Origin of the sequence: Salinispora fenicalii, assembly GCF_000514815.1 — a bacterium.
GTDB lineage: Bacteria > Actinomycetota > Actinomycetes > Mycobacteriales > Micromonosporaceae > Micromonospora > Micromonospora fenicalii.
In genome coordinates, this window is the sequence record NZ_AZWQ01000020.1 from 92,061 (window position 1) to 113,909 (window position 21,849).

General features: G+C 70.6%; 16 protein-coding genes. 3 read left to right on the top strand and 13 right to left on the bottom strand.

The annotated features are described in order from the left end of the window. Positions 1-17: 17 nt before the first annotated feature. From B116_RS0110475 to B116_RS0110530, 12 genes are all read right to left on the bottom strand, one after another. On the bottom strand, positions 18-689 hold the full coding sequence (locus tag B116_RS0110475; RefSeq protein WP_018722916.1) for a VOC family protein: 672 nt from the start codon (positions 687-689) through the stop codon (positions 18-20). Beyond that, on the bottom strand, positions 689-1,789 hold the full coding sequence (locus B116_RS0110480; protein ID WP_018722917.1) for an NAD(P)/FAD-dependent oxidoreductase: 1,101 nt from the start codon (positions 1,787-1,789) through the stop codon (positions 689-691). The genes B116_RS0110475 and B116_RS0110480 overlap by 1 nt, the downstream gene beginning before the upstream one ends. After that, positions 1,764-2,840: a hypothetical protein gene (locus B116_RS0110485; protein ID WP_027660056.1), complete on the bottom strand. Its 1,077-nt coding sequence runs from the start codon at positions 2,838-2,840 to the stop codon at positions 1,764-1,766. The genes B116_RS0110480 and B116_RS0110485 overlap by 26 nt, the downstream gene beginning before the upstream one ends. After that, complete coding sequence (locus B116_RS0110490; protein ID WP_018722919.1) at positions 2,833-4,092, bottom strand: metallopeptidase TldD-related protein; 1,260 nt, start codon at positions 4,090-4,092, stop codon at positions 2,833-2,835. Before B116_RS0110490 ends, B116_RS0110485 begins: the two co-directional genes overlap by 8 nt. Beyond that, positions 4,089-6,338, bottom strand: a complete 2,250-nt coding sequence (locus B116_RS0110495; RefSeq protein ID WP_027660057.1) for a lantibiotic dehydratase — start codon at positions 6,336-6,338, stop codon at positions 4,089-4,091. Before B116_RS0110495 ends, B116_RS0110490 begins: the two co-directional genes overlap by 4 nt. Next, complete coding sequence (locus tag B116_RS0110500; protein WP_027660058.1) at positions 6,335-7,804, bottom strand: hypothetical protein; 1,470 nt, start codon at positions 7,802-7,804, stop codon at positions 6,335-6,337. The genes B116_RS0110495 and B116_RS0110500 overlap by 4 nt, the downstream gene beginning before the upstream one ends. After that, entirely contained in the window at positions 7,801-10,086 is a 2,286-nt protein-coding gene (locus tag B116_RS0110505; protein ID WP_027660059.1) for a lantibiotic dehydratase, read from the bottom strand. Before B116_RS0110505 ends, B116_RS0110500 begins: the two co-directional genes overlap by 4 nt. After that, positions 10,083-12,518: a lantibiotic dehydratase gene (locus B116_RS0110510; RefSeq protein ID WP_027660060.1), complete on the bottom strand. Its 2,436-nt coding sequence runs from the start codon at positions 12,516-12,518 to the stop codon at positions 10,083-10,085. Before B116_RS0110510 ends, B116_RS0110505 begins: the two co-directional genes overlap by 4 nt. Positions 12,519-12,520: 2 nt before the next feature. Further along, on the bottom strand, positions 12,521-14,320 hold the full coding sequence (locus tag B116_RS0110515; protein ID WP_027660061.1) for a hypothetical protein: 1,800 nt from the start codon (positions 14,318-14,320) through the stop codon (positions 12,521-12,523). Then, on the bottom strand, positions 14,308-14,568 hold the full coding sequence (locus B116_RS0110520; protein ID WP_027660062.1) for a lymphostin biosynthesis Trp-donating RiPP: 261 nt from the start codon (positions 14,566-14,568) through the stop codon (positions 14,308-14,310). The genes B116_RS0110515 and B116_RS0110520 overlap by 13 nt, the downstream gene beginning before the upstream one ends. A gap of 18 nt (positions 14,569-14,586) precedes the next feature. Further along, a complete protein-coding gene (locus tag B116_RS0110525) occupies positions 14,587-15,207 on the bottom strand; it encodes an NADPH-dependent FMN reductase (RefSeq protein ID WP_027660063.1) in 621 nt (206 codons plus the stop codon). Positions 15,208-15,491: 284 nt separating this feature from the next. After that, positions 15,492-18,164 carry a CHAT domain-containing protein gene (locus B116_RS0110530; RefSeq protein WP_027660064.1) on the bottom strand — a complete coding sequence of 891 codons (2,673 nt, stop codon included), beginning with the start codon at positions 18,162-18,164 and terminating at the stop codon, positions 15,492-15,494. A 231-nt stretch (positions 18,165-18,395) separates the two neighbouring features. On the opposite strand from B116_RS0110530, the gene B116_RS0110535 reads away from it, so the two are divergent. From B116_RS0110535 to B116_RS0110545, 3 genes are read left to right on the top strand one after another with little or no spacing between them, the layout of a single operon-like run. Continuing rightward, a complete protein-coding gene (locus tag B116_RS0110535; RefSeq protein WP_026321841.1) occupies positions 18,396-19,574 on the top strand; it encodes a S8 family peptidase in 1,179 nt (392 codons plus the stop codon). 32 nt (positions 19,575-19,606) lie between these two features. Continuing rightward, on the top strand, positions 19,607-20,170 hold the full coding sequence (locus B116_RS0110540; protein ID WP_018722931.1) for an RNA polymerase sigma factor: 564 nt from the start codon (positions 19,607-19,609) through the stop codon (positions 20,168-20,170). Positions 20,171-20,185: 15 nt separating this feature from the next. Continuing rightward, positions 20,186-20,647, top strand: a complete 462-nt coding sequence (locus tag B116_RS0110545) for a hypothetical protein (protein WP_018722932.1) — start codon at positions 20,186-20,188, stop codon at positions 20,645-20,647. A 98-nt stretch (positions 20,648-20,745) separates the two neighbouring features. On the opposite strand, the gene B116_RS0110550 is transcribed toward B116_RS0110545, so the two are convergent. Beyond that, a complete protein-coding gene (locus B116_RS0110550; protein ID WP_050591861.1) occupies positions 20,746-21,783 on the bottom strand; it encodes a lytic polysaccharide monooxygenase auxiliary activity family 9 protein in 1,038 nt (345 codons plus the stop codon). Positions 21,784-21,849: the final 66 nt, after the last annotated feature.

Below are 21,849 nucleotides of genomic sequence, written 5' to 3' on the forward strand. Positions count from 1 at the left end.
AGCGGTTCGACTTCGGCTCATGGCAGGCGCACCACCGTGTCGCCCGCGTCGGTCTCGACCCGGACCTCGGTGATCTTCGGGCCCGCGTCGTCCTGGACCGCTACCGCGAGCCCCGCCACGCCGGGCCACCGTGGAGCCCAGGCTCGCTCCGGTGCCGGGCCCGTCACCAGACCCGCGAGCGCGGTCGGCCGCACCCGGTGCCCGGCTGCCCGTAGGTCACCCGCTACCCGCTCCGCTCGATCCGCGGGGTTGCCGTAGCTCAGGAAGAACGGCAGCACCTGGCTTCGCCACGACAGGTCGAAGGCGGCCTCCGCCCACGGCACCCGCTGGCCGTCGGCGCGTACCGACTCGCCCCGCAGCAGGCCGGGGTCGGTGCCGGTGACCTGTTCCACCTGCTGCGCGGTGGCGGCGATGTCGTCGGTGAGCACCGCCCAGTTGAGGAAGGTTGGACCGTCCGCGGTCCGCTCCAGGAAGGCCCGGCCGAAGTCGGTGCTGCCCAGTTCCCGCTCATCGTCGGTGACGAGAAGCTCCAGATACTGGACGTCGGGGGTGTCGAACGGCACGACCCAACTCGCGGTGCCGTCCGGGTTCGGGCTGCCGTCGGTGATCCCGAAGCCGTGCCGCTCCCACAGCAACTCCCGTAGCGGTTCGATCGTGCGGGCCCCGAGAATCACGTGATCGATGCGCATCACGCGGCACCTCCCTGTGCCTGCGTCGGGCACATGCGGTATGGCAGGGCGTCCCAGTCGTCGCCGAGTAGCCCGGCCGCCATCCCCTTGGCGGTGGTGCGGGCCGAGAGCAGCCCATGACCGGCGTGTCCGGCCGAGATGAAAATCCGATCCTGACCCGGCAGTGCCCCGGCCAACGGCCGACCCGTGTCGGAGACCGGCCGCAGCCCCGCCCGCAGCTCCACGGGAACCGAGGCGGCGAGGCTGGGCATGGCGGTGGTGGCGAACCGCAGCAGCGCCCCGACGCCCTGCGTGGTGACGTGATCGGCGAAACCGGCATCCTCCTCGGTGGCGCCGACGAGGATGTCATCGCCGACACCCGGGGCGAGGTAGTAGGCGGAGGAGAGGATGCTGGTCAACTTCTCGTCGCTGCGCAACACCACCATCTGACCGCGTTGCGGCCGGATCCCGGTGGACTCGGCCAGCCCGGTGCCGGAGCTCCACGCGCCAGCGGCGATCACCACCCGGTCGGCGTGCAGTGTCGCGTGGTCCGTACGAATCGCCACCTGGTGCCCGTCCGCACGCACCTCGCGTACCCGGCACTCCTGTCGCCAGTCGACCCCCTGTTCGCGGCAGCGGCCGCGGACCGCGGCCAGATACCGCCGTCCGTCGATCATGAGCCCGCCCTCGGCGTGCAGGTAGTGTCGGCTGGTGGGGAGCTTCAGGCCGGTCGCGACAGCGGCGAGGTCGTCGCCGCTGACCCGCGCCCCGGCCCCCGCCTCCGTCAACAGGTGGCCGTAGGTTTCGATGTCCTGCTCGCGCAGGGCGCGCAGAATCGGCCGTCCCACGCTGAAGGTGCCGAACTCCGGCTCCAGACGGGCCACGTCCGCGTCCAGGTCCAGCTTCGCGCTGCGCAGCCAGGAGTAGAACTCGTGGTCGTCCAGGTAGCGCAGGGAGGGCACCGCCACCCCGGCCGCGCGATGGGTCGCGTGTCCGGGCTCGGCGCCGGCGTCCAGCACCCGGACCGAGGCGCCCTGGCTGCTCAACTCCTCCGCCAGGCACGCACCGACTATTCCGCCGCCGACGATGGCGAAGTCAGGAGTTGACGGTAACGACTGCATGTCCGGCACCTTCCAGTTCGGCTGCGCTGGCGAGTACCAGCGAGCGGGTGGTCACGTCGCTGTCGCTGTAGACAGCCGTTCGGGGGCCCGTCAGACCGCGGGCATGACGGAGTAGGTGGATGGGCTTGCCGTGCAGCACGATCACGAAGGTCTCCTCGGGGTGGTCCACCGGTCGGGCCACACAGTGGACCCGGATCGTGCCGTCGCCGTGGTAGCGCTGGAGCCCTTCGACACACCACTGCAGCTCGATGGCGTTCGGGGGTGCTATCGCCTCGGGCCCGTCGAGCTCGAGCCGGACGATCGGGGGCGGACCGCAGGCGGCGGTGTCGTGATCCCAGACCGCCCGGCCCGGCGGCACACCGTCGCGCCACTGCCCGGGGGGACAGATCCGGCCGGCGTCCACCAGCGTGCTGGCCGTGGCGGATTCACCGAGGTCGTCCCGGTCGTACCCGGCCGGCACCACGGGGAGATCCCGGATGGTCAGCGCGGGTAGTACCCGGCGCCCGGCGAGTTGCGCCGCGGTCTGCCGGCCCTTGCGCGAGGAGAGGGAGAACGCCGTGCCGGCCACGAGCACGGCCGCGGGCGCGGGGCGCAGGATGAGCGGGCGATCCCGCCAGCCCGCCGGCGGTTCGGCGGCTGGCGGGTGCGCCAGCACCGCCAGGTCCTGCCCCGCGACGGCCGACACCAACTCCAGCGGTGTGCCATGACCGGCGGTGCCGAGTACGACGGGCCCGGCCGCGGTCTCGACCCGGAGCAGCAGGTCGCTGCGACCCGAGACCGGCAGGTCGTTGTCGGCTCGCCACTCGTGGACCGTGGCGACGGCGCTCTGTAACCCGTCGAGGGCACCGCCGATCCGAGCGGTGGCGTCGGTGAGCAGCAGCGCTACGTTCTTGGCCGCCGTGTCGGTAGCGGATCCACCCACCCGCTCCGAGCCGAGGACCCGTCCGGAGTCGTCCCGGTGTAGCTGCACGAGGTCCAGCGACACGGTCAGCCGAGGGCCAGCGGAGGTGGGGGTGAGTAGCCCGGAGGCGCGTAGCCGAAGCTCAGGCATGGCGCACCGTCCGCATCCCGACCGATCCGGCGGGGAGCCGGAGGCCCGCGTTGGCGAAGGAGACCAGGACCGGATACTGCCCAAGCTTGCCGCAGCCACCGGTGGCCCGGAGATACCCGGCGACCTGGTGTGCGTACGGCCGGATGCGTGCCAGCGCCCGCGCGCCGTCGCCGATGATGCGGAGGGGGCCGAGCCGGGCGGTGGTGCCGTCGGCCCGGTGCAGTACGGAGATCGGCGCGTGGAAGACGAACGCGCCCGAGGCGATATTCATCATCTCCAGCCGCAGCCCGCGGGGAGCGATCCAGTCCCCGGCCGGCTCCTCGACCTCGACGCCGGGCTCCAGCACCGCCGCGGTGTGCGTCATTCGGGGGATCGCGGGGTGTCGGTAGTTCTGCCGGCGCCCGTGGCCGGTCCTGGTGGTGTTCAGGCGCTGGGCCAGGGCCAGATCGTTCATCGGCCGGCCAACCATGCCCCGGTCGATCAAGCGGGTGGTCACCGAGTCGGCTCCCTCGTCGTCGAAGGCGCTCCGATAGCCGCCGGCGGCGAGGTGACCGCCGTCGAGGATGGACAGCCAGGGTGGGGCAACCCGTTGCCCGAGCTGCTGGCCCAGGTAGCTGGTGCCGGAGGCGACGACGTCGGCCTCCATCGGGTGCCCGACGAGCTCGTGGAAGAACGCCCCGGCGAACCCCGGCAGCAGGACGAGGTCCGCGTTCGCGGGTAGCTCCTCGGCCAGCGGCAGACCGAGCCGACCCCGCATCTGGGTGGCCGTCTGCCTCGCCGCCCGTGCCAGCGTGTCGGGATCGTCGGTCGGATTCCACCGAACCGACTGGGTGTGCCGGGTGCCGTCGTCGCCGGTCAAGGTGAGCAGCAGCGTCGCGACGAAGCGGTGGGTGGTGCGGACCTGGTCCGGGTCTCCGGCCGCGACGTGCTGCTCCGCGACGCCGAGAACGAGCTCGGCGTCGGTCTCGGCGGCGATTGCGGTGAGCAGCGCGCGGTGCTGCGCCGTCACCTCGAACACCGGTCGGCCCTGAACCTCGCGCAGGACGTCGGCGGCCGGCGCGGTCGGCCCGGCGCAACCGGTCCCGAGCAGCGCGTCGCCGTCGGCGAACCGGTGTTCGGTGCAGCCGTCGCCGAGGTGCCGCTCCACACTCATCCCCCGGACGGCCGAGCGTTGGATCGGGAATGAGCCGTCCGGTCGTACGTCAACCCGTAGCCGTAGGGAGTGCTCGCTGAACCAGATCGTCGGCGTCATGCTTGCCCGCCTTCGCCGACGACCTGCATCCGCAGCTCGCTGGTGTAGCGCCGTCCCTCGGCGTCGCGGAGCCACAGCCCGTCCGGTCCCGGTGCCATCCGCTCCACGTCGATCTCGTCGCAGCCCCGGGTGATGTGGTTGACCAGGTCGGCTGCGAGTGGGGAGGCGAGATCGATCAGGTACGGCTTGCGTTCGTGGGCGCTGCGGCCGAAGAGGAACCGGACGTTGGTGTCGCGGGCGAGCCGACGCAGCCCGAGGAACCGGGTGTGCGGCTCCGCCGCCGCCAAGGTCTGGGTCGGTACCCGCCAGCGGGCGCGTTGCAGGGTCACCGCCCCCAGCACGACCTCGGGCAGCGCGCCGCCGGTGGCGGTACGGAAGGTGGGGTGCAGGACCTGCGGGTGCGACAGCGCGGCGATGGGCGCGTACTTGACGAAGTCGCTGAGCGGGACGTACGCGGTGACGATGCGACCGTCCGGATCCCGGAGGGTGACCGTATCGGAGGTGATGGAGACCTGGAGGTCTTCGGGTTTGAGTAGGTCCGCTCGGCCCTCGTCGGTCCAGGAGAGCGGACGCATCGCGACCTCCCGGCCGGGGAACCGGTAGTAGCCCTTGTTCCGACGACCGAGGTCGAGACCGACCAGGTCGCTAGCCCGGCGGGCGACCCACTCGGCGGCGGCTGCGCCGAACCGTCGCGGATCCGGATGCATGGTGGCGAGCCAGCTGTCGACCAACAGGTGGTGGTGGGCGCGGGACAACACCAACGGCGCCTCGTCCAGCCCCGCCGCGTCCGTCGCGGCAGGGCAGAGGTCGATGACGGCGTACCGGTCGCCGTCGAGGGCGTCGGCCTGGCCGATGAGCTGGGCCAGTTCGGACCGCCAGGCCTCACCGGGGTAGCTGGGCGCGTAGGTCGCCTGGTAGGTGCTGGTGGAGTCGGACTGGTCCGTGGCGGCCCGGGTCGCGTACTCGAGGAGGTTCAGCTCGACGTCCTGGCCGTTGCCGGCGAAGCTCTCCCGGACGGCCCCGGCCGCCGCGGCCTGGGTGGCTTGACCGTGCGTGACGCAGGCCTCCAGGAGCGGGGTTAGCTGCTCCTCCCAGCGCCGAATCAGCTCGGCCCCGATGGTGAGGGCGAAGGGGGACGCGCACTCCTCGAAGAAGACCGCCCGGTCGGCGTACGCGGCGCCCGCGCCCCGGCGGGCCGGTTTGCCGGTGATCTCGGTGAACCGGGCCTCCACCGCGGCCACCGTGGTGACCTTGCGCTCCAGCGGCTGCTCGCCCAGCTCCGCCAGGAGCGCGGCGAAATCGTCGAGCCGGGCGAGCCATTGGTCTCGGGCGGGTGTGGCCGGTAGCGCGGCGAGTTGTTCACGCAGGGTCGTGAGGGGGTCCAGGTCGTAGTCGCCGCCGCCGAGTCCGATGGTGAGATGCTCGGTCGCCACCAGCTTCATCAGCGTCCGTACCACCTCGGCGGCGGGGCGGCCCGAACGGTGGATCAGCTGCCGCACGGTCGTGCCGCCCGGGAGTACCTGGGCCAGGATCGGCTCACCCGGATCGGCGCCGCGGCCGGTGCGGTGGAGTCGGAGGTGCGGCAGGATCGCGGAGTCCCGGGCGATGGCCAACGCCAGGGCCCGCGCCGCCCAGTGGGACAGAAACACCCGACGCGTACGGGGGACGTCTCGGCGGAGCTGGGCGTCGTCTCCGGGGCCCACCGTGCCGTACGCCATCGGGCCGAAGAAGCTGACAGTTTCGTTCTTGGCGCAGAATCGTTGCACGTAGGTGTACATCTGTCGGCGTACCCGCCGCCAGCGTGAGTTCAGTGCCCCCTGGTACGCCAGGAATGGTTGCAGCATGTTGCGATAGGCATCCGGGTTGGACAGGAAGACCGCCTCGGAGACCTGGGACGTGCCCAGCAGTTCCCGGAGTTCTTTGCCGACCTGCTCGTCCGCTTCCCGGTAGGCGCGGACGTACTGGGCCAGTGCCTCCCCCCAGGCATCGACCGCCGCCCGCCAGTCCGGCCCGGCGGCCCGGGGCAGCTGAGCGATCCGGCCGTGCAACACGTCTGCCCGGATCCCAGCGGCTCGATCGCCGGCGAAGTGCGTCGCCACGCTGGCCAGGAGGACCTCCTCCCGCCGGACCACCTCGTCGGCCAGCTCCAACAGGTCGTCGGAGGCGCCCAGCTCCTCCAGCCAGTCGAACGGCATTCCCGCGTGGCGCACGATGAACTCGCGGCCAATGCGCCAGTTTCTTGTCATTGTGGACTCCGGAGTGCTCCGGCCCGGACCAGCTGACCGGACAGTTTTGTACGGACCGTGTCACTGAGGTGCTGCCAGACGGCAGCGTCACCGTTCGCCAACCGCCGTACGACGGGCGTCAGTCTCGGGTGCAGTCGAAACGCGCTACCTGTGCGTAGGTTCACCACGAAAGATCCGGGTCCGCGCTCATCTGGCCCTGCCCCGCTGGCCTCGACGACCGCGGCGGAGGGTTCCCAGGTGGCGGGGGGCTGGATTCCGGGAGCGAGCGCGCAGCAGGCGAGTCGACCGGGATACAGCTCGGTTTCGGCGCCGAACTCGGCGGTCAACGTGCTGGTGATGCGCTGCCGGTCGGCGTCGTCGAGCGAACCCGGCCCGTGAAAACGATCCCAGCGGGGGAGATCGTGCCGCGCTGCGTCCTGTCGGGTCAGCGGCACCCCACCCCACATTGTCGAGCTGCGCGGACCGGTCCGGCTGGTCAGCCGGAACGGGCTCAGACCCGCCAACCGGGGTCCGGGCCCGGAGCGCAGCCGCCGGGCGGCGGTCGTGGTCGCGTCGGCATCCAGCCCCGGGGCGCCGACCAGTAACTCGACGGCCAGCCGGTCATCGCCGACGAGCCGGCGTACCGTCTCCAGGTCGGTGTCGATGCCACTCACCCCCGCCACCGCCGACCAGGAGGAGAAGCGGGCCACGGTCAGCGCCACCCCGCGGCAGTCCCGCCAGGCTCGGGCCGGCAGCAGCACAGCCTGTTCGGGGGCGAGCCAACCCGCCCAGGGCCGCCCCGGGTACCACTGGTGGGCATCGCGGATCCAGCGGATGTCTTCGCCCGCCGGGACCCACTCCCGCCGTAGGCGCCAGGACGGCGTCCAGTCCTCGATCTCGGCGCCGGCAAACGGTGCGAGCGCACGTAGCGCCTTCCGGTGTGCGGCGGCGAACCGCCCGCAGAGGGTGACTCGGTGCGGACCCAGCGCCACCGCCAACGCGGCGGCGGCCGGAAGCTGCTGGTCGGTTTCGACCAGCAGGTGCACCCGAGCCCCCGGTGCCCAGGCACGGGCCCGGTCGGCCTCCGGGGCGAACAGGGCGGTCCCGGTCGCGGCGGAAACCACGTCGGCGCCCGACTCGGTGGTTCCGTTGACCAGCTCGACATCGTCCACGGCCAAGCGGATCGTCGGGTCCGCTTCGGCGGTCAGCCGCAGGGCCAGACCCGTCGCCCGGAGCCGGCCCCAGTCGTAGCGCCCGCGGTCCAGGATCGTCGCGGCGGCCGCGGCGAAGAGTGCCTTGGTGGCCACCTCGGTCTCGGCCACACCGGACGTCGGCCGCGCCGAGGCCTTGGCCAACGCGCGCAGGCTCGCCGGAGCGCAGAGCCGGTCGAGGAATTCGGCGTTGGCGTCGAACAGCTCGTCCTCGGGCCCCAGGACCGGTTCGAGGCTCAGGTCGTACAGGGGTGGCAGGATCACCCGGCGCATCACTGTCCACCACCCCGTAGGTAGACGCAGCGCAGCTCCGAGGCGAATCGCAGCTCACCGTCGCGGAGCCACGCGTCGGTCGGCGCCGGCAGGGCCTCGGTGATGGCGAGGTGGTCGTCGGTGGCCGCCAGCCGTGCCATCCCCTTCAGCAGGTCGGGACTCGCGGTGTCGACGTACACCGGCTTGCGCTCGGCGGGCGACTTGACGAAGAAACGGTTCGGCAGGGCGCGGTCGGAGACCAACCGGGCGGCACCGAGCAGCAGGTCCAGGTCCCGCTGGCCGCGGAGCAAGGTCTGTACCTCGGCGCTCGGCACCAGCCAGCGGCGCCGGGAGAAGACCGCGTTGCCCCAGCGCAGTCGGGGCAGGTACGGCAGCGTCGGTAGGACGGCGCGACGAATGCGGGGCAGCGCGAGTGCGGTGTGTACCGCGGTGTCGAGCTCGCCGTTGTGCAACAGCAGGCTTTGCCCGGGGAAGTTCGCTCCCCGAAGCACCACCTGCTCCCCGTCACTGTCGAGCCAGAGTTCGTCCAGGCCGATCCGGTGCCGGCCGGCAGTGGCGGAGCCACCCAGCTCGAGTACGACGCCGGGGAACTCCAGCGGCGGGAGCCCGGTCGTCCGTCGGGAGATCACGTTGACGGCTATCTGGTCGCCGAGGGCCCGCCGCACGGCGGCGTCCCGCTCGGCCAGTAGCGTCGCCGCTTCCGGATGAAACTGAAGGGCCCACGGGGTGAGCAGCGCTGCATCGTGGATGTCGCCGAGCACCAACGGAGTCGTACTCGGGTCGTAGTCGGTCAGGTTGGCCGTGCCGATCAGGACGTCGATGGAGCAGAGAATTGGTGCGGTGGGGGCGGGAACGGGGGGCAGCAGCCCGGCGATGTCGAGCTCACTCGCCTCCGGTCCAGCCTCGCCGACGACGCGGGCCAGCTCCGTACTGAGCTGACCGCCGAACTCGATGGACATGTCCGCGCAGAGGCGCAGCGCTCGCAGCAGCGGAGTGCGGCCCGGGCCGAGCCGTCGTGCCACCGCTCGGTTGGTCTGCACCCGGGTCAGCTCCGCCTCATGTGCGAGCAGGTCGAGTACGGGGGCCGCCGCCGCCCGCAGGTCGTGGGCGAGCTGCCCACGGAGCTCCAGCTGGGCAGTCCCCACCGCGGCCTCGTGGATGATCACCCGGTCGTTGTAGAAGCGGCTGCGGTTCGTCGGCCCACCAGTGGGGAGCAGGGCCTCCACCTCGGCCTGAATGGCCAGTTTGCGCTCCGGCGAGGTCCAGGGGTAGCTGTCGAGGAGGTCGAGCACCTTGACCAGCAGCGACCGCACGGCCGCCGCGCGGCTGGCGGTCTCGGCGTCGGCCTCGTCGATCCGCTCCAGGGTCCAGCGCAACGGATCCACCGTCGTCGCCGGCGGGCACCAGGAGTGCGTCAGTACCCCCTTGGCCACGGCCGTGCGGAACAGCCCGACCGTACGGGTCACCTCGTCGCCGCTGGCCGCGGCGAGCTCAGCTAGCGTGCGGTCGCCGTCCACCGCCCGGATCAACTCGGCCAACGGGTCATCTCGGCGGGGCGGCCGGGCCGTGGTCTTGCGGATGGGGACCAGGTGCGTCACCAACGCGTCATCGTCGATGATCATCATCTGGACGGCGTCGTTGACCCGGGCGGCGCAGTGCGCCTGGCGAACCCGGATTTCTTGGTGGCCGGCCCACGACAACGTCGTGGGCGCGTCCGAGCCGGCGTCCACCCGGCCATAGTTGATCGGCCCGAAGAAGCTCATCGTCTCGCTCTTCGCCGCCAGGCGCTGCGCGTACGCGGCGAGTTGGCGGCGGATCCTGCCCCCGGTCGCCCCCCGGACCAGATCCCGATGGACGGCGGGGGAGGAGCAGACGATGGCATCGTTGATCCGCGGGTCGGTACGGATCTCCGCGAGCGCCGCATTGACCGTCGCCGCGTCCGCTTCGACGGTCGGCTCCAGTTGGTCCCGGGTCCGCGTCACCTGCTCGGCGATCTCGTTCCACTCGGTGAGCCAGGCCTGGTCGAAGATGTCCGATGGGGGCAGCGGGCGGACGTTGCGTAGCTTGCTCTGCTGGCCTCGGGTGAGACGAGCCGAAGCGCGCATCCGGGAGGCCACCTCGGCAGCCCTTCGCTCCAGGGTGGCCAACTCGCCGAGTAGCGCTGTGGTCTGTCGATAGGTCAGGGACTCGATCAGTTGCCAGGGGAAGCCGGCGCTGCGCAGCACGAGGACTGGCAGCAGCTCCCAGCTGGGATCGGCCGGGCCGACTCTGGTGGGGACGGTCACGACGAAGCCCTTCTCATAGCGATCCGGAACTCGGCGGTCACGGGTTTGTCGCCGTGGCGTAGCCACAGGGCGTCCGGTGCGGGCCGCATCTCGGCCAGCGAGACCTTCCCGTCGCCGGCCAACGTCAACGCCAGCAGCGCGTCCACGGCCAGCGGGTTGTCGAGGTCAACCCCGACCGGCTTGGGTTCGTGTGCCGCCGAGACGAAGCAGAAGCGGGGAATTTCGTGCCGGGCGCGTAGGGACTGCACCGCGAGGAACGCGGTGGCGGCGTCCCGGACCTCGGCAACGCCGAGGTCAGCGGCGCTGAACCACCAGCGGGCCCGCTGCACGATGACGTCCCCCACGCGAATCCGGGGTGCGAAGTCACCGAATCGGATCAGGGGGAGAGCCACGCCCGGTGCGGCGAAGGCCCGGAGGTGAACGTGGTCGTCCTCGCCGGCGTAGAGGGTCAGCTCACCGTCGGGTGCGCGCAGCCGCGGTTTCCCATCAACCAGGACGGCGGTTAGGTCAGCAAGCGCCACGGTGCGCTTGCGGTCGTCGGTGGCCACGGAGGTGACCTCGACGAAGCGTCCCGGAAACCAGTCGGCGACCAGGCCCTTGTGCCGTCGTCGACGGATGACTGTGGCGAGCTGGTCGGGGCCGCCCCACGGTTCGAGCCCCGCGGTGAAGTCGGCCAGCATCCGCTCCTGATCATCGGAGAAGAGCCCCTGCGACCCCCAGGCGAAGACGTAGGGGTGAAGCTCACCCAGGACCAGCAGGTCGGAGCCGTCCGGCTGCCGCTCCAGCATGAGGTCCGGGCTGACGAATCGGTCCCGGCCCGGGCTGGGCGCCAGTGCCGCGAGGGCGGCGGGGGACAACCGGGCCTCCTGCCCGCGCAGGCCGGCGCGTACCAGCTCGGTGTAGGTCTGGGTGAACTCCCGCACCGGGTCGGAGAGCGCCGTCAGCGCCCCCGCCTCGACCGCTGGTAGCACCCGGCGGATCAGTTCGTCATAGGGCAACGAATCTGTTCCCGCCTCGCTGATGACCGTCGCGCACAATTGCGCGGCGACCTGTTGCTGGAGCTCGCCATAGCGGGCCGCGACATCCAGCACCGGGGTGAGCTGCTCCTCCCAGCGCCGGGCGATGTCACCGCCGACCACCACCGGGCACTGGTCACCCTTGGCGTCCAGCGACACCACCAACCGGTCGGCGTACATCTGCCCGCCGGCCCGGCGAGCGTCGGTCGCCGTCAGCGCGGAGAAACCCGCCTCCACTTCGGCCAGCATGGCCGCCCGCTGGTGGTGCCCGGCGGCGGCTGCGTACCGGTCAGCCAGGGCACCGAGCTCCCGCAGCCGTGTCGGCCACTCGGTGCCACCGGCGTGCTGCTGCGCGAAGCCCACCAGCCAGTCCAGCGGACGGGCGGTGGTGGACGGCGGCTCGGGCCACAGCCGTACGGCGCCGACCTGCCGAAGCCGGTCCAGGATCGTGCGTGCCTCGGCGACCTCCATTCCGGCGAGGTCTGCGAGGTCCCGTACCGAACGGTGGTCATTGACGTCGCGAACGAGTCGCCAGTGGGTGCCGGAGAGCCGGATCCGGCGCCCGCCGCTGGTCTGCACCGTGCCGGTGCCGGCTTCGGCCTCCGCTCGCCGACGGCAGGCCGCTACCCAGGTCACCGGCAGCTGGTCGCGGACGGCGGGATCGGCGCCGAGGTTGCGGGCCAGCTCGCACACGGCCCAGAACGCGGTCTGCGCCTCCGTGGTGTGGACCCCCGACCCGGTCTCGGGGCCCAACCCGATTCCTTCGGCCGCGTGGTCGACCCGTCCGTGCACCAGCGGACCGAAGAAGCTGGTCGTCTCGTTCTTCGCGGCCAGGCGCTGGCCGTAGAGGTAGGCGCGGCGGTAGAAGGCGCGGTCCTTGGCCCGGTTCCGGTTCGCACCGTCACCCCGGGTGGCCCACCCCTGCTGCCAGCGCAGGACCTCGCCGTAGAACGAGGGCGAGAGCTGAAGCAACGCGTCGCAGACTCGATCGTTGGCCAGCAGCGCGCGCACCCGGTCTGGTCGGCGCAGCGCCTCCTGGGCGAGGACGCCGGTCAGTCGTTGGGCCGCCTGCTCCAGCTCGGCCTGCGCCGTGCCGTAGGCCGCCGCCGCTGGCGCCAGGTCGGGGTCCACCTGCTCGGGGCTGACCGACAGGCCACGCCCCGCTCGACTGCGGGCCCGGGACAGCGCCCGAAGCCGCGACCGGTCCGACTCCCGATCGGTCTGGGCGACAGCCCGGGCGATGCCATCGATCAAGTTGGTGCGGCACTGCCCGAACTGTTTCGCTGCCGTGCGGTACTCCACGGCACCTTCTCGCGTTGGTTCATCGGCCAGGGCTGTCAACAGGTCGATGCCGAAGCCCGCTCGACGGAGAAGCAGCCGGGGGTAGAGCTGCCAGGGGGTTGGTTGCTCAGTCATCGTCAGTCCTGAAAGTTGATCAGGTCGAAGGGACGGTTGAGCTTCGTGCGGGGCTTCGGCAGGAGGTCGGCGAGCTCCGCCGAGCTGGACACCGCCTTTGCGAGGGCCGTCGCCTCGACCGGACGGCTCAGGCTCAGTGCCGCGTTCGCCACGGTGGCCGGGACGTCCGCGCCGGCCCCACCCGTCATCACCTGTCCGGCCTGGGCGAGGGCGATCCGGTAGGGGTCGCCGAGTAGTCGCGCATCCTGCTCGGCCAGCTCGTACTCCGCGACCGCCGCCTCACGGTCACCGGAGGTGGCGTGGAGCATACCCAGCTCGAGGCGGACCTCGGTCTGATGGAAGATGTCGTTGAGCCCAACGGCGTTGGTGAGGGTCGTGCCGATTTCCTTGACTGCGGTGTCCCGGTCACCGACCAGCAGCCGCAACCCGGCGCTGCGATACGAGTGGTGCTTGGCGAAGCCCGCCGTCGAGGAGCCGGTGGCCTGCCGGAACTTGTCCCAGGTGGCCAGGGCGGACGAGTACTTGCCGGCCTTCTCCTGCAACACACTGATGTTGGAGTACAGATTGATACGTAGGTGAGCGGAGCTGGCATCGTTGAGGCCCGCGAGGCAGGCGAGCGCCTTCTTCTCATGCTCGAACGCCAGGCCGAGTCGTCGCTCGGCGAAGAGGGTCAGCCCGCGCAGGTTGTGCAGCCAGCCCCGTTCACGGCGGACGCTGTCAGCCTCGTTCGGGCGTTCCCGGACGACCTCAAACCCCTGCTCGACCTCGGCCACCGCCTCGCCCAGGCGGTTCTTGCGCTTGGAGAGCGTGAGGGCGGTGTACAGGTGGGACTGGGCGCGGATCTCCGGCGAGAGGCCGTCGTCGTGCTCACGAATGGCGCGGAAAGCGGTGACCGCCGCGTCCTGGTCTCCGCGGAAGCCGGCCTGGATGCCGATTACCTTGAGGAGGAAGCCACGGATGTCAGCGGTGCTGCGCAGGATCGTGGTTTCGAACTCGATGGCGTGGACCAGGCTGTCCTCGCGTTCCGCCTTCGCCAGTAGCTCGGGAAGAGCCGGCGTGGAGACCCTGGGCAGGAGCTCGATCGCCTCGGTGGCGACGACCGCCATCCCTTCCCAGTTCGCGGAGAAGAAGGCCCGCCGGCAGTAGGCCAAGGCCGCGGCGACCCGGTCAACGGCGCTGCTGTCCTTGTCGCGTGCCCGCTGGTAGAGCTTGCCCTCCTCGGAGACGGGCGCTACCGCGGAGGCCGCACCCGACGGCAAGTCCAGCACGAAGTCGTCGACAGTGATGGGCAGGTCCATGCGACGGAGGCAGCGAGCCCGCTCCGCGCGGTAGTCGGCGTGCGGTCCGAGCGGTACGCGGACCGACTCCGGTCGATCCAGCAGCAGCGCCGCGCCGGGGTGGACCCGCGAGTGCTCCACGGCCCGCATCAGCCCGCGTAGGGATGACAGGTCGGTGCCGCCGGCGCCGCGGACGAGCAGCGGACGGCCCAACTCCGCGGTGCCGGCGCAGAGCGCGGCGGCCGCGACCGACAGGACCCGGTAGACCTGCTCGCTCTCCCGGTGGAGTCGCCGCTCGGAGGCGGCGAGGGCAATCTCGCCAAGTGGCAGGGGGGTGTCCCTTGGCGTTTCGTCGGGGGCCAGTTCCGCCCACTCCGCGGCGTGGCGGTGGGGTAGCTCACCAAAGCTGGCACCTGCCGCGCGGAGCGCGGCGATACATTCGCGCAGCCCGACATAGGAGCTGGCGGGGCCGGTGTTGATGTCCACCCGGACGGCGGCACCGGCGGCTACGGTCACCGGCGCCACAGGATCGCCTCATTCGATGCCAGAGCGAGCGGTGCGATCTTGTTTTCCACCTCATCGAGGTCGAAGTCGACGTTGTCCAGGTCGTCGAGCCCCTCCACGTCGGGATCGATCGGCTGGGCGCTGGCCTGCTGGCTGTCGACGGGCGCGGCGGGTGCGGCGTCACCCGGCAGTGGCGGGTTGTCGGTGGTGCCGTCGGCTACTTCCGCGGGTGCGGCGGAGCGGTCGTTGTCCAACATGTCGTACTCCACTTCGGGTCGGGCCGGCAGTCAGGCTGCAGTGGCTCGGGTGAGGGCGAACTCGACGACCTGTTCTCCCATCAGGGACAGCTGGGAGGAGATGTGTGGGTCGGTGCTGATGCCGTCGGGGGCGAATGTGACGTTCTCCGTGTTGATCGCGACGCCCAGCGGCGTCGGCCAGCCCCGGAGTGCGTGCACCACCGCGCGGAGGCTGGTGAGGGTGGTAGCGGCCTGGGACCCGCGAGCGGTGACCAGGCAGCCGACGGCTCGACCATGCAGATAGGGGCGGGGCGCGTCGTTGAGGTCCTCGATGTAGTCGAGGGCGTTCTTGACCAGGCCGGAGATACCTCCGTGGTACGCCGGCGATCCGATCACGATCCCGTCGGCCATGCGTACGGCGTTGACGAGTTGCCGGGCCGCCGCCGTGCGTCGGTTCTCGCCGGGCAGGTACAGCGGCAGCTGTAGCGCGGTGGCACCGAGCAGGTGCGTACGGGCTCCGGCCCGCTCGGCGGCGGAGAGTACTGCCCGGACTGCCTGCTCGGTGGAGGACCCGGGGCGCATGGTGCCGCCGATGCCGACGATGAGGGGACCGGTGCGGCTTCCTACCCTGCTCGTACCATTGCTGGTGCTCTTTAGCTGGAGCACGTTCACACCTCTCTTTCGTCGCGCGCGGACACGAAACCCGCGAGCTGTCCGGTGCGATGGGATGTGTTGCTCTTGTCGTCACCCGTGCGGGTTCCCCCATAAGAGGGGGCCCAGGATGCGTTTGATGCATGCAACCCATGTCGCGAACGCGACGTATCAGATCGGAGCGTGACTGTGCAATTACTCAGTCCACTGTGTTTCGACGGAGAACGTCCGTGGGCTCGACTGAACGCTCAAGGCCAGCCGGCAGGGTGGACTGGTGCGGTGTGGCCGCGGTCGGGAGAGGTCGGTCAGCCGGCGCCGAAGCAGACGAACGAGGCGGCGGTGGCGGTGCCGGCGTCCAAGCCAGCACCGAACTCCGCCTGCGCGCCGGCGAGGGCGAGCCCCGGTGTGTCGCCGGTGGCCAACCGTCGATGCATCTCCACCATCAGCTCCTGCGCTGCGGAGTCCAGCGCCGGCAGGACACTGGCCAGTACCGTCGCCGTTCCCAGTTGGAGAAGTGCGGTCGACAGCCCCATCAGCTCCTCGCCCGGGTGCACTGCGGACAGCCCCACGTCGCAGGCGGAGAGCACCACCGTGCCGGGCGCGCAGGCGAGCCGTTCCAGGTCGTAGACGGTCAGCGGGCCATCGGCGAGGCGTACATGCGAGAACATGGGGTTGTCGGTGCGGAACGTGCCGTGTGCGGCGAGGTGGGCGAGGGGAGCGCCATCCAGCGCCGCGAGCGCTGCCTCGGCGGTCGCGTCGGGGCCGAGGAGCACCTTGACCGGCGCGAGTGTTCCCGCCAGCCGCTGTACCTCCGCTTCGGCATAGGCGAGGCCGGGGCCGGCGACCAGCACCGGGTTTCGCTGGTGGGACAGTGTGGTCGTCGCCGGGTGAGCGGCCTGGCGGCGGGCCGACGCGGTGAGCCACTCCGACGCTGACGGCACCACCGTGACCGGTCGCCCGGCACAGGTCGGCAGCAGGGCCCAGGGCATGGCGTGCAGTGCGCCGACCGGCACCAGGACCAGTCCGCCAGCGCCGAGCCACGGCTGGATCGCACCGAAGATCATGTCGTCCAGCCGGTGCACCGCGAACCGGGCTGCGGTCGCCGCCGCCGCCCGGGAGTCATCGCTGCCGCGGCTGGTCAGGATGCGCCGCAGCGCGAACCGTAGTGCCTGAAGCTCGTCGGTGACGGCGGCGAGCGCACCCAGCGCCCGGGTGTGAAACCGGCCGCCGTGCACCACGACGATGTGTAGCGCTCCGTCGATGTCGATCAGCTCGACCAGCGTCTGGTCGGCCAGCTCCACCGCGATCCGGTCCAGCGATATCCCGCTCACCGCACTAGACTCGGTGCCGCTGGCCTGCCAGCTACGGGCTCGGATCCGTTCCTCGATTGTCCGCTGTCGACGCAGCAGGGTCGACCCCAACGCGGCACTTGCCTGGGTGGCTTCGTCGACGGTGCGGCGCAGCTCGGCCAGGTCGGCGGCGAGCCCGGCTTCGTCCGGCGGCCGGGCGGGGGGTAGCCGTAGCGCGGCGGCCCGCCACCGTTCACTCCAGCGTAGGACCGCCCGAGCCTGACCGCCCTGAACCGCGAGTCGAAGGCCGGTGCAGGCCAGTTCCAGGGCGTACGCCCCGGCCAACACCCGCAGCTCCGTGGCACCGAGGGCTGCCTGGTAGCGGTCCAGCAGTGCCATTCCCGCGTTGAGCGCCCGGCGCGCCCCGGCGGTGTCGCCGGTGGCGATACGGCGGAGTGCCTCAGCATGCCAGGCGCGGGCCCGGAGCTGGGCCGGCCCGCGACGACTGGCGGCGCGGATGGCGCTCAACTCCCCGGCGATGGCTGCGGCCTTGGCGCGTTGCCCGGTGCGAAGCGCCCGGTCGAGGGCGACTCGGGCGGCGTAGAGGCGGGCGTCGAGTGCGGGAATCGGCCAGCTAGTCGCCGTCAGCGCACGTGCCACGGAGCGGGCCTGCCGCAGGTGCGCCGGCTCGTCCGGCGAGCTGGCCCGCAGCTTGACGTATCGGGAGAGCGCCGCCCAGGCCGGTCGGTTCTGTCGACTGAACAGGCGGTACGCGGCCTGTGCCTGCTTCGAGGCGGTCGGCAGGTCGGCCTCGGCCAACGCGACCTCGGCCAGCATCAGCCGGGCCTGCGCCTCGTAGAGCCCCATTCGGCTCGCCCGGGCCGCGTCCAGGGCGGCCTCGGCCGCCGCGCGAGCCTCCGGTAGGAGCCGGGCCCCCAGGAGTAGTTCGCCTCGATCCATCAGTGCGATCGCCGGGCGGGTGGTCTGGGCGAAGTACTGGTCGGCCAGGTCGTACCAGCGCAGTGCGCCAGGAATGTCACCCGCGCGGGATAGTACGAAGCCGAGGTTGTGGCGGACCTGGGCGAGGGCCAACTCCTGGTCGAGTTCCGCGTAGCCCTGCTCCGCGGCCCGCAGGTCAGCCTCGGCCTGGCGCAGGCTGCACCGGTAGGTGTGCAGCACCCCTCGGTTGGTGAGCGCACGCGCCTGCCACAGGCGGTCCCCGCCCCGTCGGAACGCGGCCAGGGCGTCGGTGTAGCCGGCCATCGCCTCATCGAAGCGGCCGAGGCGGTCGAGGATCAGCGCCCGCTGCATCTGTAGGCGTGCGGCGGGCAGCCCACGGAGGATCGGTGACGCGGCGTCGATCTCTCGTAGCGCCTGTTGCGGTTGGCCGGCCTCGGCCAAGACCAGCGCCAGGCTCATCCGGGCTTCGGCGGCGCGGACCGGGAGTTGGGCCGCCTCGGCCACGCGGCGCGCCCGGCGCAGGTGGCGGAGCCCGTGATCTGCGTTGTGTTGTTCCCGTGCGGCGAGACCGAGTGCCCGCAGCGCCACTGTCTCTTGGTCGGGATCCGCACCTGCACGGGCAGTGGCGAGCGCAGCATCGGCTAGCTCGGCGGCGCGAGCTGGGTCGGCGGTGACGAGGCGGAGCGCCCTGCCTGCTGGACTGTCGTCCATCTGGTCGGCGCTGCCCATCACCAATGGATTTTGGCACAGCGGTGAACGACCGGAAAGCCGTGCGGTGAAGCTTCCACTTTGTTCACTGTGGCAATCCCCAGCTCGGGTGGGTATCAGTCAAATTCCTGACTCAACCCGCTGCCCACGATTTGTATCAGCGCGCGGTACTCCACTCTCTCCTGTGCGAACACCCGCCTGTCGGTCCCCGGCTGGCGGCTGTGACCGAAGCCCCAACCGAAGGAGAACTGGATGCCTCCGTCCTCAGAACGCATGAACCGATACGCCGCCCGCCGTCGGGCGCGGCTGGAGCGCCTGCCAAAGCTCGCGCACACCGCTGTCGGCGGTAACGCCCGGGCATGGTACGTCGCCGACGAGCTGTTGGTCGTCGACGACAGCCGCCGGGATGCCGAACGCTATCTCGGCCGTGCTCGGGCGGCGCAGCCTGGCTCCGGCGACGAGGAGCTGCTGCCGGGTCTGCGTCGCTACCGGGCACCGGGGCTGGACGTGCCGGCTGCGGTACGCGAGCTGCGCTCGGGTCGTCCAGCCGGTAACCAGGTGGTCAGCCCCAACCACGTTTTCCTGTCCAGTCCGTTCAACCATGGCGGTCCATTCGGTCCGCCGGCGCCCGTCGCCGCGTCAACGTTCAAGATGCCGGCCGAAACCGATCGAGTCGCGGTATCCATCGTCGATACCGGCTTCTGGACCGATACCCCGCTTCCGGCCGGCTACCTCGCCGGGGACGGTGTGGAGGTGGAAACGGAGACCGATGTTGATGAGGATGGGCTGCTCGACGGCGACGTGGGGCACGCCAACTTCATCGGTGGTGTGATCGCGAGTCATACCGACCGTGCAGTAATGCGGGTAATTCGTACATTGGACACCTTCGGTGTCTGCACGGAGGACGAGCTGATCGCCTCCCTCGGCCGGCTGCACCCGGATACTAAGGTGATCAACCTTTCCCTCGGCGGGTTCACCGCCGACGGATCCGCACCGCTCGGCGTACGAGCGGCGTTGGAGCAGGCCCTGTCCGGGATCGACCGGGTGGTGGTCGCCGCCGCCGGCAACGACGGCAACCGCAGCGATCCGTTCTGGCCCGCCGCGTTCGCTGGTGCTGGTGAGTCGTGGAGTGATCAGGTCCTGGCAGTCGCCGCGCACGACGGCACCAGCCTCTGCTCCTGGAGTAACGCCGGATCGTGGGTCAGCGTGGTCGCACCGGGCGCGGACGTTCGTAGCACGTACATCGACCACGCGCTGTTCCCCGAGGGGTGGGCACAATGGAGCGGAACTTCGTTCGCCGCGCCACGAGTGGCTGCCGAACTCTCCACCCGCATCGACGCCGAGGTCGGCGCGGTAGCCGCTGCCAATCAGCTAATGGCCGACCTGAGGGCGGCCGACCAGCGGTTTGGAGGCCACATCGGGCTGATCTGATGCGCTCAGGTAGCGCTGTACGATGCTTGTCTATGAGCGACGACGACGCGGGTCGACTGGTGCGTGCTGCTGCCAATGGTGATCAGGCGGCGTGGGAAGCGCTGGTCGACCGGTACGCGCGGCTGGTGTACACGGTGGCGCGGGGATTCCGGCTCGACGATGCTGACGTCGCGGATGTTAGCCAGGCGACCTGGTTGCGGCTCGTGGAAAATCTGGACAAGCTACGTGATCCTGGATCGGTAGGGGCGTGGCTTGCCACCACGGCACGCCGAGAGGCCCTTGCCTTGCTGCGTAACCGGTGGGAGGTGCCGCTTCCGGAATTCACGAGGTCAGAGCCCATGGACGAGTCGCAGCCGGAGCCTTGGCAGCGGCTGGTCGCTGAGGAAACTGATGCGGAGCTGTGGCGTGCGTACCGTCAGTTGCCGATACGCTGTCAGAAGCTACTGCGGTTACTGGTGTTCGAGCCGGTGGGCAGCTATGCGATCGCTGCTGCAGCGCTCTCGGTGCCCATCGGCAGTCTTGGCCCTTCGCGTGCCCGGTGCCTGGCCGCGCTTCGGGCACTGCTGAATCAGCCAGCACCGCAGCGACGTACCTAGGGAGCGTGCGTACGCATGAGTGACGACCGATTAACCACATCAGATGAGGAGCTGCTTGTCCGGCTAGGGAGCCTACTGGCTGAGGTCGATTCGGTTCCGGAGTCGGTACGCGCCGCCGCGGTCGCCAGCTACAGTTGGCGCTCGCCCGATTCCGAGCTCGCCAAGCTGGTGGAGAGCATGTCTGGGGCAGCCGAGGTCCGCGGCGACGAGGCGCGGCTGCTGACCTTTCGCGCAGATTCGATCACTATCGAGGTAGAGGTCATTCCCGTTCGTGATCAGCTCCGGATCGTCGGTCAGCTGGTGCCACCACAGCCGGCTCGGGTGCAGGTGGAACAGCCGGGTTCCGAATCGACCGTCGGTACCGACGCGGATGGTCTGGGGCGCTTCATGCTGGACGGCACCGCGCCGGGACCGGCTCGGTTGGTCTGCACCCTGGCTGACTCCGGTCCGGTCTGTACCGAATGGACCACCTTGTAATTCGGGTGGTCAGGTCGTAGCGACGTCGGCACCGCCTTGCTCGGCGGACCAGGGCGGTGCCGACCGTCGCCGTTGACGGCCCGGGTGCGGTCCGTGGTTCAGGTGCTGCTGCAGGTCACAGTCGGCGACGTGTTCGGGCCGGTGAGGCTGGCGAGGAAGCCGAAGGTGGTCCTACTTCCCGGGTTCAGCGTGCCGTTGTAAGACGCATTGGTCACCGTCACCGTCGACCCCGAGTTGGTGTGCGTGCCATTCCAGAGCTGGGTTACTGACTGCCCACTGGGCCAACTCCAACTCGCTGTCCATCCGCTCCAGGTGGTGGCGGTGTGGTTCATGATTTCGACCTCCCCCTGGAAGCCGTCTGGCCAGGCGTTGATCACCTTGTAGACCGCCATGCAGTCGCCGCTGGGCGGCGGCGTGGTCGGGCTCGGTGGCGCAGTGGTCGGGCTTGGTGGCGGGAAGGTGCCACCGGGGCCGATGCCGGTCACCTCACCATTGCCTCCGTCAAATGTGACGTCCGAGCAGCCGAAGAAGTTCTCCGGGCTGTCCGAACGGACCCAGCGGGAGTAGATGAGGTGTCGGCCACTCTTGTCGGCCGGCAGCGTTCCGGTGAAGTAGTAGTGCCCGTCGTTGGTGCCCGGACCGCCGCGCTGAGGTGGGTTGGTGACGGTCAGGAACGGTTGCTCCTCCAGGTCACTCCAGGCCAGTGGACGGGTTGGGCTCCAGCTGTCCTTGGTGACATAGAAGTAGAACGTACCGGGATGGTGTGCCCAGTTGCTGTAGCGGAACTCCATGCTCTGGCCCGCGGTGAGGTGGGTCAGCGGCCAGTCGGTGCGGGCTAGGTCATAGCCGAGGAATCCGGAGTTTCCCCCGCTGCACAGCTGGCCGTCGGCTATGAATCCGACGGTACGGCCGGCGGCGTCGGAGCGCAGCACACTGAACCAGTTGTAGAGCGAGTTCGCCCCACTCTGGTCCACCGCTGCCGAGCAGGCGGGGTTGTGCGGTTGGATTTCGCCGGTGGGGCTCAGCCCGTCCCGCCAGCAAAGGAAGGTACGGCTGCCGGGGACCATGGCGGCGCCGTGTGCCGCCGCCGGCTCCGACCTGGTGGTGAGCACCACGACGGCTGCGAGGAGAGTCATGGCCGCGGCGAGGAGTGCGGCTGTTCGGGCTCGGTAGGAGGACACGGGATCTCCTGACTCGCGGGG